Source organism: Elizabethkingia bruuniana (assembly GCF_002024805.1).
GTDB lineage: Bacteria > Bacteroidota > Bacteroidia > Flavobacteriales > Weeksellaceae > Elizabethkingia > Elizabethkingia bruuniana.
Map to the genome: position 1 here is coordinate 2,130,347 of NZ_CP014337.1, position 14,445 is coordinate 2,144,791.

12 protein-coding genes are annotated in these 14,445 nt (G+C 34.0%); 2 read left to right on the plus strand and 10 right to left on the minus strand.

Annotated features, from left to right (window positions below; all coding sequences use genetic code 11):
- Window positions 1-48: 48 nt before the first annotated feature.
- Both AYC65_RS09925 and fabF read left to right on the plus strand, forming a co-directional pair.
- Window positions 49-600 (plus strand): TetR/AcrR family transcriptional regulator, encoded by a 552-nt coding sequence (locus AYC65_RS09925; RefSeq protein WP_034870564.1) that lies wholly within the window; start codon window positions 49-51, stop codon window positions 598-600.
- 2 nt (window positions 601-602) lie between these two features.
- The gene (gene fabF, locus AYC65_RS09930; protein WP_034870565.1) at window positions 603-1,847 is read left to right on the plus strand and encodes a beta-ketoacyl-ACP synthase II; all 1,245 of its coding nucleotides are present in this window, start codon (window positions 603-605) and stop codon (window positions 1,845-1,847) included.
- Window positions 1,848-1,983: 136 nt separating this feature from the next.
- Here the strand turns inward: fabF and AYC65_RS09935 are convergent, their stop codons facing one another.
- The 10 genes from AYC65_RS09935 to AYC65_RS09980 all read right to left on the minus strand — a co-directional run bounded on the left by AYC65_RS09935 (window position 1,984) and on the right by AYC65_RS09980 (window position 14,350).
- Window positions 1,984-3,045 (minus strand): linear amide C-N hydrolase, encoded by a 1,062-nt coding sequence (locus AYC65_RS09935; RefSeq protein ID WP_078674527.1) that lies wholly within the window; start codon window positions 3,043-3,045, stop codon window positions 1,984-1,986.
- Window positions 3,046-3,374: 329 nt separating this feature from the next.
- Window positions 3,375-4,070, minus strand: coding sequence for a hypothetical protein (locus AYC65_RS21070; protein ID WP_234300291.1), 696 nt, complete (start codon window positions 4,068-4,070; stop codon window positions 3,375-3,377).
- Window positions 4,071-4,096: 26 nt separating this feature from the next.
- Window positions 4,097-4,639, minus strand: coding sequence for a hypothetical protein (locus AYC65_RS09945; protein WP_233174271.1), 543 nt, complete (start codon window positions 4,637-4,639; stop codon window positions 4,097-4,099).
- Between the two features lie 51 nt (window positions 4,640-4,690).
- On the minus strand, window positions 4,691-5,596 hold the full coding sequence (locus AYC65_RS09950; RefSeq protein ID WP_034869993.1) for a hypothetical protein: 906 nt from the start codon (window positions 5,594-5,596) through the stop codon (window positions 4,691-4,693).
- The gene (locus AYC65_RS09955) at window positions 5,593-8,154 is read right to left on the minus strand and encodes a hypothetical protein (protein ID WP_034869995.1); all 2,562 of its coding nucleotides are present in this window, start codon (window positions 8,152-8,154) and stop codon (window positions 5,593-5,595) included. Before AYC65_RS09955 ends, AYC65_RS09950 begins: the two co-directional genes overlap by 4 nt.
- 4 nt (window positions 8,155-8,158) lie before the next feature.
- The gene (locus AYC65_RS09960; RefSeq protein ID WP_034869997.1) at window positions 8,159-8,626 is read right to left on the minus strand and encodes a DUF4280 domain-containing protein; all 468 of its coding nucleotides are present in this window, start codon (window positions 8,624-8,626) and stop codon (window positions 8,159-8,161) included.
- A 29-nt stretch (window positions 8,627-8,655) separates the two neighbouring features.
- Complete coding sequence (locus AYC65_RS09965) at window positions 8,656-9,612, minus strand: hypothetical protein (RefSeq protein WP_236887510.1); 957 nt, start codon at window positions 9,610-9,612, stop codon at window positions 8,656-8,658.
- Between the two features lie 49 nt (window positions 9,613-9,661).
- On the minus strand, window positions 9,662-10,672 hold the full coding sequence (locus AYC65_RS09970; RefSeq protein ID WP_234300294.1) for a DUF2931 family protein: 1,011 nt from the start codon (window positions 10,670-10,672) through the stop codon (window positions 9,662-9,664).
- A 55-nt stretch (window positions 10,673-10,727) separates the two neighbouring features.
- A complete protein-coding gene (locus tag AYC65_RS09975) occupies window positions 10,728-12,374 on the minus strand; it encodes a T6SS phospholipase effector Tle1-like catalytic domain-containing protein (protein ID WP_034870002.1) in 1,647 nt (548 codons plus the stop codon).
- Window positions 12,375-12,376: 2 nt separating this feature from the next.
- Entirely contained in the window at window positions 12,377-14,350 is a 1,974-nt protein-coding gene (locus tag AYC65_RS09980) for a type VI secretion system Vgr family protein (protein ID WP_034870004.1), read from the minus strand.
- Window positions 14,351-14,445: the final 95 nt, after the last annotated feature.

Genomic DNA, 14,445 nt, shown 5'->3' on the forward strand with positions numbered 1-14,445 from the left:
TTGATTAAAAAATTTGCCTACTTACTAGTAGGTAAGTATATTTGCATTATGAATACACGTGAAAAAATAATTTTGTTAGGAGATAACCTGATCCGGAAAAAAGGTTATAATGCCTTTAGTTTTGGTGACATATCAAAGGAATTGGGTATTAAAAATGCCTCAATACATTATCATTTCACAACGAAAACAACACTGGTTATAGCCATTATTCAGAAGCACCATATCCTTTTAGAAAAGTTTAAGCGTAAAATAGCGAATGAAAATCCGCTTCAAAAGCTTATAAAATTTCTATCCGTTTATGCGGTTGCAAAATCTGAAGGGCGCATCAGTATTCTGGGGTCATTATCCAATGATTATTATTCGTTTGAGCCAGAGGTTCAGGCTGAGCTGAAAATCTTAACGGACAATACACTTAACTGGCTTACAGATACTTTAAAAGATGGCAAAAAGGAAGGTTTCTTTAATTATAGTATGGATCATCATACAAAAGCATTGATGATTATCACCAATATTCTGGGAGCTGAACATCTTTCAAGAATAACTTACCATCAGAATTTTCAGGAAATAAAAAATACGATTATAAACGATTTAATATCATAACTATGAGACGAGTAGTTGTAACAGGTATCGGCGCGGTGACTCCGATAGGAAATAATATAAATGACTTTTGGACATCATTAACAGAAGGTAAAAGCGGCGCTGCCCCAATTACCAGATTCGATACTTCAAAATTTAAAACTAAATTCGGCTGCGAGCTTAAGGACTTTAATCCTCTGGATTTTATTGAAAAGGCCGAGGCTCGTAAATACGATCTGTTTACTCAATATGCATTGGTTGCTGTAGAAGAAGCTGTAAAAACCGGAAACATCGATTTTGAGAAGATGAACAGAAACCGTATTGGCGTAATATGGGGATCAGGAAACGGAGGTATCGAAACGTTTCAGCAACAAATGACAGAATATATATCAGGAGACGGAACTCCAAGATTCAGTCCGTTCTTTATACCGAAGATGATTGTAGATATCGCCTCTGGAGTTATCTCTATAAAATATGGATTACGTGGTGTAAACTTCACTACGGTATCTGCATGTGCTACTTCTAATACGGCCATTATTGATGCTTATAATTACATCAAATGGAACAAGGCTGATATGATCATTACCGGAGGATCTGAAGCTGCCATTACAGAGAGTTCTGTTGGAGGATTTAATTCTGCTAAAGCTTTATCTACAAACAACGAAAATCCTCAGGCAGCATCAAGACCGTTTGATGTAAACCGGGATGGTTTTGTAATAGGAGAAGGTGCTGGCGCTGTAATTCTGGAAGAGCTGGAAAGTGCTAAGAAAAGAGGTGCTCATATTATTGCTGAAATTGTAGGTGGCGGAATGGCTGCAGACGCATATCACCTTACCGGAACTCACCCGGATGGAGTAGGTGCATATCTTGGGATGCTTGCTGCCCTGGAAGATGCCGGTATTCAACCACACGACATTGATTATTTAAATGTTCATGCAACCTCTACTCCACAAGGAGATCTTAGTGAACTTAATGCTGCAGAAAGGGTCTTTGGAAGAGAGAATAATCTGAATATTAGCGCAACAAAATCGATGACTGGCCATTTACTGGGGGCAGCTGGTGCCGTTGAAGCAATCACCTGTATTAAGACTGTAAGTGAAAATATTATCCCTCCAACAATTAATACACAGGAACCGGAGCCTGCATATAAGGATGTATTTGACTTTACACTCGGTAAAAAGAAAAACAAAGAAGTCATCTACGCTATGAACAATACATTTGGATTTGGCGGGCATATTGCAACAAGTATTTTCAAAAAATATACTGAATAAGCAATAACCTTTTTATCTGAATATTTATTCAGCAAAGATTATCATAATAAAAACGGGCAATCATTTTTGATTGCCCGTTTTTATTCAAAAAGAAGCTGATCATTATCATAACCAGCCTCTTTTCTCGATTAACAATTTATATTCCGATAAATGTAAAAGGCTTAGCCGCGACAAACTGCTGTGATGTCTCTCCGGCGTAAGATTCATTTTTACTGGCACTTAGCTTCTTCACCTGAGCATTTTTACTAAAATCTAATTTTTTAAGATCTACCCAGAATGTATTAGGTGTTTTTACAGTTTCAAAATAATATACCAGATTCTTATGATCTGCAACAGATCTCCATCTTGTAGAAGAAATATTTGGCTCGGTCTCTGAAGAAATACCAAAAGGCACTGAGCAATTTCTAATTACACTAAATACGCTGGCAACAGAAGTACGCACATCCGCGGTTTGCGGGATAGCATTGATATAATAAGAAGCTCTCACAAAACGATCTGCAGCACGGTTGGTTCCCGGCAGCATAACAGTTCCGGGGATTCCCTGCCAATATTGATTAATTGCTAATTGTTTGTTAAATTCCGGTGAATTGGTCATTACCGTGTAAGTAGGGCTATGATGAATCACTAATTTACCATTGATATATTCAAAAATAGCATTATCCCCCATAGCATCAGAAATAGACAAATGTAAAGTTGTAAATTTCTGTGTTCCCGGAATAAAATCAGAAACAATAACGAATTTCTCTTTTTTCAGCTCATCTACAGCTTCTTTTACCGTTGCAAAGTTATCCAGTACATATTGTGCCCATGCAGCAATAGTTACACCTTTGGATTTTCCTTTCGGATTAAACTTTGGATATTGGCTTTCTACCAACCATAATACATTTGCAACAAGTCCTTTTTCATTAATACCATCAGTAGTGGCTATGTCCCAAGCACTTGTAATCACACTACCATATTTTGAAGTCCACTTTATAGAGTTAGCACCAACATTTCCGTCCCGCTGCATACCGCGAGGAAAAGCCCATAAATTAGCATCTATTTCATCTTTCCAGTCCATTGATCTGGCAGTGATTACATTATTTTCAGGTCCTTTGTATACTACTCTGGTACATGCGTCCAAAAAGCTTCCAAGTGGAGCTACTGCAAAGGCCAAAATAAATAATATTTTTTGCTTAAGTGAATATTTTTTTCTCATATGATTATGGATTTAATAATTACCTTAAAAATAGAAAAAAATTCTCAAAATACCACATTAACTCAGCAAAATCTATACAAAAAATTAATAATAAATAGAATCAAAATCATTAAAACATAGTTCAAAATTATTCAATACAACTCATAATTCAATCATATTCATTTTATATTTATAAATAATAATGCTTTTATAAACAATTAATCATAATTATAAATTAAAAACACATCAAGCACAGCATATTTATTACAAAAGCCCACAATATTGTGAGCTTTTGTAATAATTGAATGTAAATTCATTTATCTAATAACTTCCAGCTATACAAGTAGTTTTTACTTTTTAAAATACTTATCATTGTAGATAATGAAGTTTTCATTACGGGGAATAATGCTTTTAATTTTTGCATTTAATTTATCTTTTTGATATACACTTAATGTTACATAATAATAACTATCCGCTATTGTTTTACCATTGATTACAGCCTCTTTTTGTTGTTTATTTTTTGCCCTTGTTAATTGATAAATATAAGAGTTCGTATCCCACTGATAAACAATAGTTTCATCCATAAGCAAAATATTATATTGTGGTTTTGTGTTCAACTTTTTTGTTAAAAAGTCTACAAACAATGTAAAGCCTTTCTCTCCTCCATTGAAATCCTCGGAAGAAGAATAGGCAACCAATCCTTTTTTTGAATCAGCTAATAGATGAAGATTATTAAATTTAAACTTATCTGAGAATGACAAATGTATCTTATTCTTTGGAGTTTCATAAAGATTATATTTAAAAGCGCATACATTATCAGCTTTTAAAATGTCCTCCATTCTTTTCTCTTCACATCCCTCATTTACAAAAACGGTTTTGAACACTTCTGTTTTTGATGTAAGTTGATCAACATCTTCATTAAAAGAGATTTTAGACAAATCAAAACTACTACAATCATTACATATATAATTAGAGTTTTGGGACTTTACACAAGATATCAATAAGAATGTAAAACCAATATTTATAACTTTTTTTACGATTTTCATATTTTACGTGTCTATATAAAGCTTAACTATCGCCAGTATGTTAATTGTCTGACAAAATGCTTCATTTTTTTCACAACAAAAAAGCGAAAAAAATCTAATTTTTCATCTTCATAAAATCCCTCTATTGGTATATCTACTATTTCGAAATATACCAGCATAATACTTGTTTTTTCATTAATTCTCTTATAATCCTCTTTAGAAATATATATCCCTTTTTCTTCTTTATCCTCCCCTATTAAATATAATCTAAAATAATCACTATTAGAAACAGTTTCAGATGTGTAGGTGTAAGTATCTTTTTTTTTGATGAAAAACCTTTCTTGCACCTTATATATCTTTCCTTTTTTAATTTTATGGCCCAGAATAATCTTTCCATATAAAAAATTAATTATGACTATAGCAATAATTCCAATCACATAATAAGTAAGAATACTTTGATTCTCAAAATATCCTTCCAAAACAATCATATTGATAAAAAATAGAATAAAATAAAGTGGTAAAAAAGTGATAGTTAATACAAAAGGAAAAACTAATAATGAAAGCCATAAACTCCGGTTAAACTTATTCATGACAAACGGAATTTCACCCTTCGAAATAAGATATCGGTGCATAGTATTAAATTAAAAAACTTCTAATTGTTTTTTTCCTTTTGGTAAATAGAAAAGATAATTAAATGCTCCTTCTCCGTCTTGTTTCCCAGCCATTAATGGTGGAACTGTATATTTAAATAAATATTGATTTCCATTCTCGTCCTTCTTCTTACTAACAAATCTGACCAGTTTTCCTTTAGCATAAAATTTAATATCATAGTCCTCCAAAGGATAGAGTTTTTTTATATTTGATAAATTAGTTTCTTTATATAAATCATCTACTTCTTGTTTGGACATATATTCCATCTGAGCTTGCATTTTTATACTTTGTTTCATTATTTCAAAATAACTCTCAGAATCTTTACTTTGAAGAACTTTATAGAATTTTCTAGCTCCTTCATCAAGAAATGTTGTAGTATTAGATAAATCTTGTGCGTCTTCCAAAATACTTTTATAATTCCAAGATACAGAAGCATCAAAGGGCAGTTCTATTTCATAATATGGCAATTTTTTTTCTAAAATTTCCTTAGGAAGCTGAAATTTTCCCAAAGAAACATAATCACTCATTTTCTTTCCATCTATAACTTCACTATATCCAAAATCAACAGATAAATCAGTATTTGCATTTAATTGCATATTATTAAACATTGGTGATAGACGTATTTTTAATAACTGTTTGCCGCTAGTCAAAATACAAGTATTCAAAGGTATTTCATTCGTCATTCCTCCTTTTACACCATAACTAAATACAGGTATATCATTTAAAAATACTTCGTAATAACAGGCTTGAACTTGAAGTTTTGCGGTATAATATGGTTTTTGGATATCCATTTTTTTATTTTTTGTTTCTACTTTCTTAATCATCGTATTTGCTTTATCCTGGAATTTGGCTTTTCCATAAAAAAGGATAAAAACTATTATTATTAAATTTCTCATGCTTCTATAATATAACCCTTACCTTTCACAAAATTATCTTCTCTATCAAGTATGTTATAAGTATCCTTATATTGTATTTGATTATTCTTTCCTTTCGCCGTAATAATACAAACAATATTAATGCCCATGAAATCACATTTTGCTTCTACAAAAGTACCTTTATTATCGTGCCCAATACTTGCCTTTGGCTTTACAGATGTTACAGCATAAGCTTCTGCTTGTATTTCTCCATCGATTGAGAATACAACAGCATTTAGACTGATTTTAGCTTTAGCAGACAAGGATAATCTAAGCCCAATTTCTCCATTTAAATTTAAATTTGAACCTCCTTTTTCCGCCAAGGCATATTCAAATTCTACATTTACCTGACCAAATAAAGTAAGCATAAAATTCAACTCTGCTCCAACTGTATTTAATGCAATTTCAATAGCTTTTACAGCCTGCCCAAATGCGGGAACATAGGATACAGCTGCTATAATATCTAAAGAAACATCCCCTTTAAGTAGTGGATTAAATCTTACCATTAGTTTACCATCTGTATAAACTTCATTGGTATCTTCTTTAATCGCTGCCTGCCATTTACCTCCGATACTAATTGCAGGGTAATCTATAGTCCCGACAATAGGTGATTTTAGAATTTTCCCCAGTCCTTTTACAGCTGATTTATGCCCAGAATTAATTTTATCAATATTGGTTAACCTATCTAATCCTTCTTTTAAAGTTAATAGCAATTCTAAAAACTTTTTTATTTTTTGTGCATATTTATCAGCAAGTTCAATTTCTTCTCCTTTGTTATACTCCGCCTTTAAAACCAATTGGAATTCCAATTCCATTCCATTGGCTCTTTTTTCCATTCCATATTTATTTATTCTTCCAGCCTTATTGGACTTTGAAAAAGCATCACTATATCTAGACTTAGGATCTTTTGCATCCTCCTTATCAGTTCTTGGGTAATTAGGAAGGTTGGTATATGTATATTGTTCCGGACCTTTCATCCCAAATCTAAAATCAAGTGTCCATTTAACATCAGGATATACCAAAATTTTTAATTGCTTTGAGTACCTACATGTAGAAGCCATGATGTCCAAACTAGCACTATTGTCTCTAGGTAAACTAACAGGCCAAATATATTCAAGCATTTTAAAGCTTGTTTTTTCCAATAGATTATCATTACTTGGATGATAATTGAATGCAGCTTTAAAGCTTAAAACATTACTACTAACATTAATATTTTTAAAGTTTTCCGGAGATTTTAATACCGTTAATGCCTTAGTTTTATGATCATTTTTTTTACCTGTAAAGATACATTCAGTTGTTTCAAGTTGCTTTAATTCAATACTGTAATCTTTCAAATGATCAACATCTGGACATATTATAGGAATATTTAATAAGTTCGGAAATGAGACTCCTTCCTGCTCTTTAAAAAGAACTCTACTCTTTTCCGTATCACTTTCCGGAATAGGATTAAAAATAACCTCTTTATAAAGACAAGGATGATAAGCAGCTATATTGGTTTCGATTTGCCCAACTAATACAGGTTTATTAGAAGAATCTTTTTCCCAATTATATGGCTTACCTTCGTAAGCAACTTCTAAATAATTTCGTTCAAAATTTTCAAAGAATTTACCTGTTTGAATTGATTTTACCAACGAATATATTTTAATATTACTCCCGCCTTCTTTTATCCAACTATAGTCTACCCAAACATTAATTACCGATTTTTGGATATATGTTCGCTTTACTTTCTCCTCATTTTCAGTGATTAACCCCGCTACACCCTGTTTTCCTTCCTCATTTTTATTGGCTTTTACAGCATCAACCTCACACATAAAGGTTTTGGATCCTCCATAACTCAAATCGTCATCCGAATCCAGTATAAAAGTATCTTTATCCTTTAAAGCTATTTCTAGCTCCTGTCCATATAAGCCCGAGGTATAAATATGTAATCTCAAGTGCGACCCCCAACAGACTTTTGTCCCTTTTGGTATTGGATTATCCTGCATATCCGTCCATTCCGTTCTTATAACAGAAGGCTTCCCCATTGCTCTTACAAAAATCCCATAAGGTTTCTTACCCTCAGCTCCTGTTTCCGGGAAAAAAGCTTCAAGATATGCCAGCCCTCCTCCTTCCAATACCTCTGGAAAATTTACAGTCTGCATTCCTGTAACCCCTTTGCTAAAAGATTCATTATGTGATAAATTTTGAGGGTCTAATTTTTTAGGAGCTAATATCCAAGTCCAGTTAACATCTTTATATTTTTCTTGAATACTATTCTGCTTCTCTTTATAGGCTTTCAGCCTTTCCTCCTCATTGGCATTCCAGTTTTCCAACAACTTTTTAGGAGACCAACCTGCTTTCGCTCTCTCATCCCACCTCTTTTTGGATAATTCCACACTTTTATTAAAATCTTCACTTAGAGCTTTAGTTTCTTTCTCATACTCTTCAACAACTACAGAGAAAGAAGAGGCTTTTGGTAATTTTAAAACACCATAACCCGTATCCATATCTAATTTACTACTCGGACTATCTACAATTTTTATATGCAGGGACTTTTTCATAATATTAATTTTGAATATTGAGTATTTTATCCTCTTCTGAAGATAATGGAACAAACGGAAACAATTCTGCTAATACTTCTTGGTCTGCATTTTCAACACTTTGAGAAGAAACTTCAGCCGTCTGACCATGATTGACGATCTTGATACAATCTTTACTTCCAATAGGACAAGTAGCTTTACTACTTTCCAATAAGGCTTTACCTTTATTATCTTCTAAGGTTATTTTATCATAAAAGCCACTCCATTCTGTAACGGTAACCTGACAAGGGTTATTGTTCATCTTACTACAGCTTCCAAAAGTGTTTTTTTCAAAAGTCTTACCAATATCCATATGGGTAGCCATAAGCTTATCAGCACCATCTTTATCATTAATATAGCGTTTGCTCTGAGTTTTCACTTTAAGCTTATCTGGCGCTGTACCAAAATTGCACATACATAGCGCTCCTTGACAGACTAAATGTTTTTCACTCATATTTTGGTGTTTTTAGTGTTTATTTTAATTTACTGAGAATTCAATTCATAAAGCTGAAATTCTATTCTGTGCTCTATTACTTTCTCAAAGGTTGAAATTATTCCATTAATAGAAAATATCTCCCTTGTTTCTTTGTGTAATTTGTAAAGTAAATCTATTTGTCCTTTATTAGATTTTACATTCAATGGATCTTCCTGTTCTTTTCCTTTTATTTCTAATACAATTTTATTACCCGAAGTATATTGCTTATTTATTATCCTTTCTGCTTTATAAGAAACTTCACGTCCAAGCCCAGAAAAATAAATATCAAAGATTCCCTCTTTAGAAAACTGCTCATAACTCAGATACACGTCCAGAAAAAAAAGCTTATAAAATATATTTCTAAAAAGCAGATCTAATTTTTTATTTACATCTCCTAATGCAATATCTAAACGTCTTATCATTTCATTAGCAACTTCCGATACATAGTATTCTCTTATTTTCGGTAAATGTTCAGACCTCCATCTTAGTGCTATTTCTTCAACATTGTCAATTCTTAGAATATTCCCGTTATCTTTTATTATAACTTTTAATGGATAAAGTGCTTGCTCTGCCTTTTCAAAAATTTGTTCTACAATCTTATCGACCTCCTGATTATTGACAAATGTTTTCTCTTTGGATAGTTCTACCCTATTTTGTTTCCTTTTTATCTTTATCTTATAATGAAACTGCAATTCTTTAGGAAAAAACTTCATTATAACGCCATATACTTTTGTACTTTCTGTATTGGGTAAATCCAGCTTTGTACTTTTCAGCTGATTGCTTTCCTGTTTTTTAAAAGCTTTTTCAGGAATATATAAATGTTCAACATATTTAGGTAATGTCAATGTCAGAAGTTCGTGAAGCGCACAGTGCTTATTATGAAATTCTATAAGCTCCTCACTTGTCATTTCATAGCCTCTGGAGATTTCCTCCAGATCAAGAATTCCGTCAATTCTTATTTTCACATATTCTTTATCTGCACTAACCATTTAAAAACAATCGACTTATTTACAATTACTTATAAGATTCTTTAAATGTAAAATTACTGTTGTATACTCTCAGACTATCTGCCTTAAAAGGCTCTCCATTTAAGAGAATTTCATAATTATTATTATCGGGAGTAATTTTAAACTCCAGTTTTAAATTATTACCAGCTCTTTTAAAAGCTTCATTCGTCTTTTGCCAATCAAAAAATGCACGTCCTTCAAATGATTCTCCCTTTGCTGTTTCCCAAAAGAAAGTGACCTCCTTAGGAATAGCCCTGTCTTTTACCGGTATATTTTCTACCCATGGGCGAAGCATTGTTTCTCTTTCCGCATTATAATAATCAACATTTACATTAAACAATCGAAAACCTTTATTCTCAGAACTTATTCTAGGAGACCATTTATAAAGAGTCCTGTAATCTTCCCATTGTTTTGAAGAAGCTCCATCTATAAACATATCTTTCTTAATATCTTCTCTTGTCTGAGAAATCTTTGAAAACAGTTTATCAGCATATACCTTATCATCCTTAATACGCTCGGCTGTATACTTTCCAAGCTCTATCTGCGTGGGACCAAAGCCCAGCCATACTACTACCATACCATTGGGAGCAAATCCAAAAATAAGATCACTGAATTTGTCATAGGACTTTCCTAAACCATTATAGGCTTTGTCATAGTCAGGTTCCTGATTTATATTGATATATTCTTTTAAAGGTTTAGTTGAAGATTTAGATTCTGCATTAGCATAGGCTCTTTGTATCAGATCCTGTACTTTATCTTTTGGAAAATCAACTTTAAGACGATAAAAAGCATCTTCATATCTGGAAAAATAAACGATATTAACACCTATAGGTGTCCCTTGCTGTTCAGTAAATCCTTTTCCGGAATTCCCCCAGCTTCCTGAAGAACTGCCATAAGGTAAATGAGCAGGTGTTCCCTCCAATGTTATAATATTATCCTCTACCGGAGTTATAAGATAGTTATTCCCCGGATGCGAAATCTGCACATTATAAGATAGCATAGGTTTTTCGTTTTTCATTTTCTGGCAGTTAATAAGTGGGAGAATTCCCAATAAAAATATAATGATTTTAAATTTATCCATCTATGATATACCTTTTACGTTGTGAGTTAGTCAAGGCTCCTGATTCACGAGGCCCCATTCCGAAAGTAGCCATATTGGATGACCAGTGAAGATACTCCCGTCTTAGTTTTTTAAGGTCTTCCATATTAATGAATGAGTCCAAATATGAATATTCTTTTGCGGTCTTCACATATTGCTGATCGGATGGATTAGCCCCCTCATTGTAAAGGTTTACATATTTATTTCTAAGTTCATTACACTTTTGAATGTAACTCAGAAGCTGACTGCTGATTTTCAGAATAAAATTATCTGTAATATTATTATCCTTTTCTATACTCGGGTTATACTTTACATTAAATTGTTTCGAAAACTCAAACATATGGAATAGTGATACTTTATCGTAATGATTAGATAACGTTCTTTCTCCCCAAAGCTTGTATTGAGGACTCACATTACTTAAATGAAGATCATCCTGTTCTACCCATATTTCATTGCTGGAATCTTTGAACCAACCCTCCTCGATTAAGATTTTCCTGAACTTATCACATACTGTCCTTCCTCCTCTTTCAACATAAAGCAATACTTTATTTTTTTCTTTATCTACATATCCGCCACCAATATCGGAGTGTACGCCAGGAAGCGTAATCTGCAGCCCTTTTATTCCAGCACTCTCTATATTAGTCAAACTAAAATTATCCCGATATTCATCAGCAGACGCGATTTGAAATACAAACGATCCGTTTTTAACAGCATTAAGACCTAATTGCTCGGCATCGCTATCAATAATACTCACACCAAAAAGACTAAAACCTTTATGGTTGATACCAAAAGATGCTACCGTATCATATAGTCCTACAAAATTGAATTTTATCTGATTAACAACCAATTCATTTTTCAGCAGACAAGCGCCGAAGTATCCATAATTCATAAGATGAGAATCTGTTTTCTCTAGGACAAAGAACTGCTCCGAACGCTCTTCTTTATCAGATTTTTCAAATACTTCAGGTGGATATATTTGCAATTTATTTTTACTAAGCTTTTGTGTTGTTGGTGCATTTGTAGCCACATGCATAAAGTGTCGTGCTGCGGCTGCACCACGGCTAAACCCATATACATTTACGGTTAAAACATTAATAACTTTCCCTCTGTATTTAGTTCTGAGTGCTTCAGCACCTTTAATGCATCCTTTTGTTACTTTAGCTGCAATTCCCCGCTCTCCTACACCGAGTCCGCCACCACGTGCCGGCAGTCCCAAAGTATCGTTATCTGTTTTGGAATCTACAGTTCCAATACCTTCAATATACCATGAAACCTGATTCTCTGCATTTGCATCAATAGCATCGTAGCCTCTGGCTACATTACTAAAATCATTATCATAACTTCCTTTTCGCTTAGAAGGATCTTTTTGCATTCCTTCCTGTACGTTTGTTTTATTATTAAAAGTCCCATCAAAGAAAAGATTAAGACTTACATCCACAGTACTAATTGGTTTATCATTAGGGTGAACAATCTTTGGAGAATTATAACTCACCCCTGTATCTGCTCCTTTCTGATTAACATACTGCGTACTGTTATGTACAATTCCTTCTTTAGAAAAAGTAGTGTTATTACCTTCAGTCTGTGTAAGTATCTTACCCTCTACAAAATACTCAATACTCATTCTTACTGGCTTTTAGATTTCTCTCCACTATTATTCATCACCTCTTTTTCAGCGTGATGTTCTACATTCCCTTTGCTGTTTACCTCTACCCCTTTCAGGCTTGTCAATCGATGTTCTTTTTCTCCAAAGGTTTCCATATCTCCTTTTACATAATGGGTGAGTTTTCCGGTCACATTGGTCATAAAATTGGCTCCAATAGCCATATTCTTCATTGCCCCGACACTCTCATTATGATTCATTGTGATATTATCTACTTTGTTCATTCCAATAGTATTGCTCTGATTGGCACCTACTGTAGTGGTCATATTCTGTCCTACTGAAATATTGAGGTTTGCTCCGGCATTAAAGTTCATATCTTTTGGAGCGGTTACAGTTATATTTCCTTTTCCATCCATGAAATAGGTATTACCACTTGGATCGATAATATTGACGCTTCCCTCGGCATCATTCATCAGAACCTTTATTCCACTTCGGGTTTGTATAGATTTCAAATGATTGTTAACGCCTCCTCCAAGACCTGTTCCACCATGGAAAATACCGCCCATTACAAAAGGTCTGTCGGGATGATTATGTACAAAACCTACCATCACCTGATCTCCCACCTCTGGTATCGCTACATAACCACGATTTTGGGTAATCTGATCCGTACCTCCTGCATCAGGGCTCATCATACGGATAAAATTGGTGGTATCACTTTGCTGCCAATCGAACTTGACAGTTACCCTACCCTGACTTTCAGGATCGGTATTTGAGATCACTGTAGCAATCTGTGGTTGGGCTATAGGCACTACAAACTCTGGTTTGGGCATATAACCTGTATCGGATGCTATAGCTTCAAAATGTCCCGTATAATGTCCCAAAGTATCTACCTCATGAGTAACTTCAGTGACCATAAGTCGTGTAAAATAACTGGTTTGGTTGCTGTCCTGTTTGCGCATCTTAAGATCCGATACACAACCGGGATAAAGAAAAGGTACCGTTGTTCCTCCGGACACCGTAAAGACTTCTACCGCCTGGCTTCCCGAAGTACTGGTTTGAGAATTCACTACATCCATATCCGTAACTGCCTTTATTGGAGCAATACGTAAGGAAGGGGTCGTAAAAATTCCTTTATTCTTCTGATAGGCTTTCTGTGCCAGATCACTTTTATGATTGATGGAGGTTTCTCCGGAAGTTAGCTTTGTATTGCTACTACTGTTATATCCGTAGTATTCAGGTTTAAGATGTACCGCTTTTAATTCTACATTTACATCGGTTACATTACTACCGTAAGTAAGTTCTATAGGTTTATTCTGCGGCGGCATATTACCAAAATGAAGCACCTCTCCATCATAATAAAACTGCTCACCATAGGCTTCTGCCATTCTTGCTAAGTAATTGTAATGAGTCTCATCATACTGAGCACTATATAATATCTGCGAAGATGCTTTGGCATCTACCCGCACATCGTATTTACTACTATCTATACCCTGCTTGATAACATTCGTTGCTATAATCCCCATATTAACAGGCTGACCTCCTCCGAAACTTTGGGTATGAGGTGCTGCATCCAACAAAATAGTCGGGCTATAACCTTTTAATACAATATTCCCTAAACTATGGCTATCCTGACTAAACCCTACCTGAGTAATAACACCTACAAACACACGCTCCGGACTCGATGCTATATCCTTATACATCATTTTAACCGTAAGGCGGTTCCCTAAAAACTGATTCGCCTGGCCTAACTGATGATCCTGTCTTTCACCTAAAGCATCATGAGCAAGAGTGAGCTCAAAATAATGATGTCCTTTTGCACTTTGCTTTAATTTAAAATGCTTGTAGTATTTTATGACCTGCCCATCAACTACAATAGAAAGCTTTACAAGCCTGTTTATACCCGAGTGGTGGTTCTCTTTTATTCCGTCCGCATTATTGTCCGGTGCAAATTTTGGTGGAGAAAAAAATACGTCTTCCGGTTGGCCATTCTTTTTCATACATATTGGGATTTGAGGGTTTTATATTTTTATATTTTCAATTGAAGAATATACAATTTCGTTACGCACAAAATATACTTCTCCAATGTACTAAA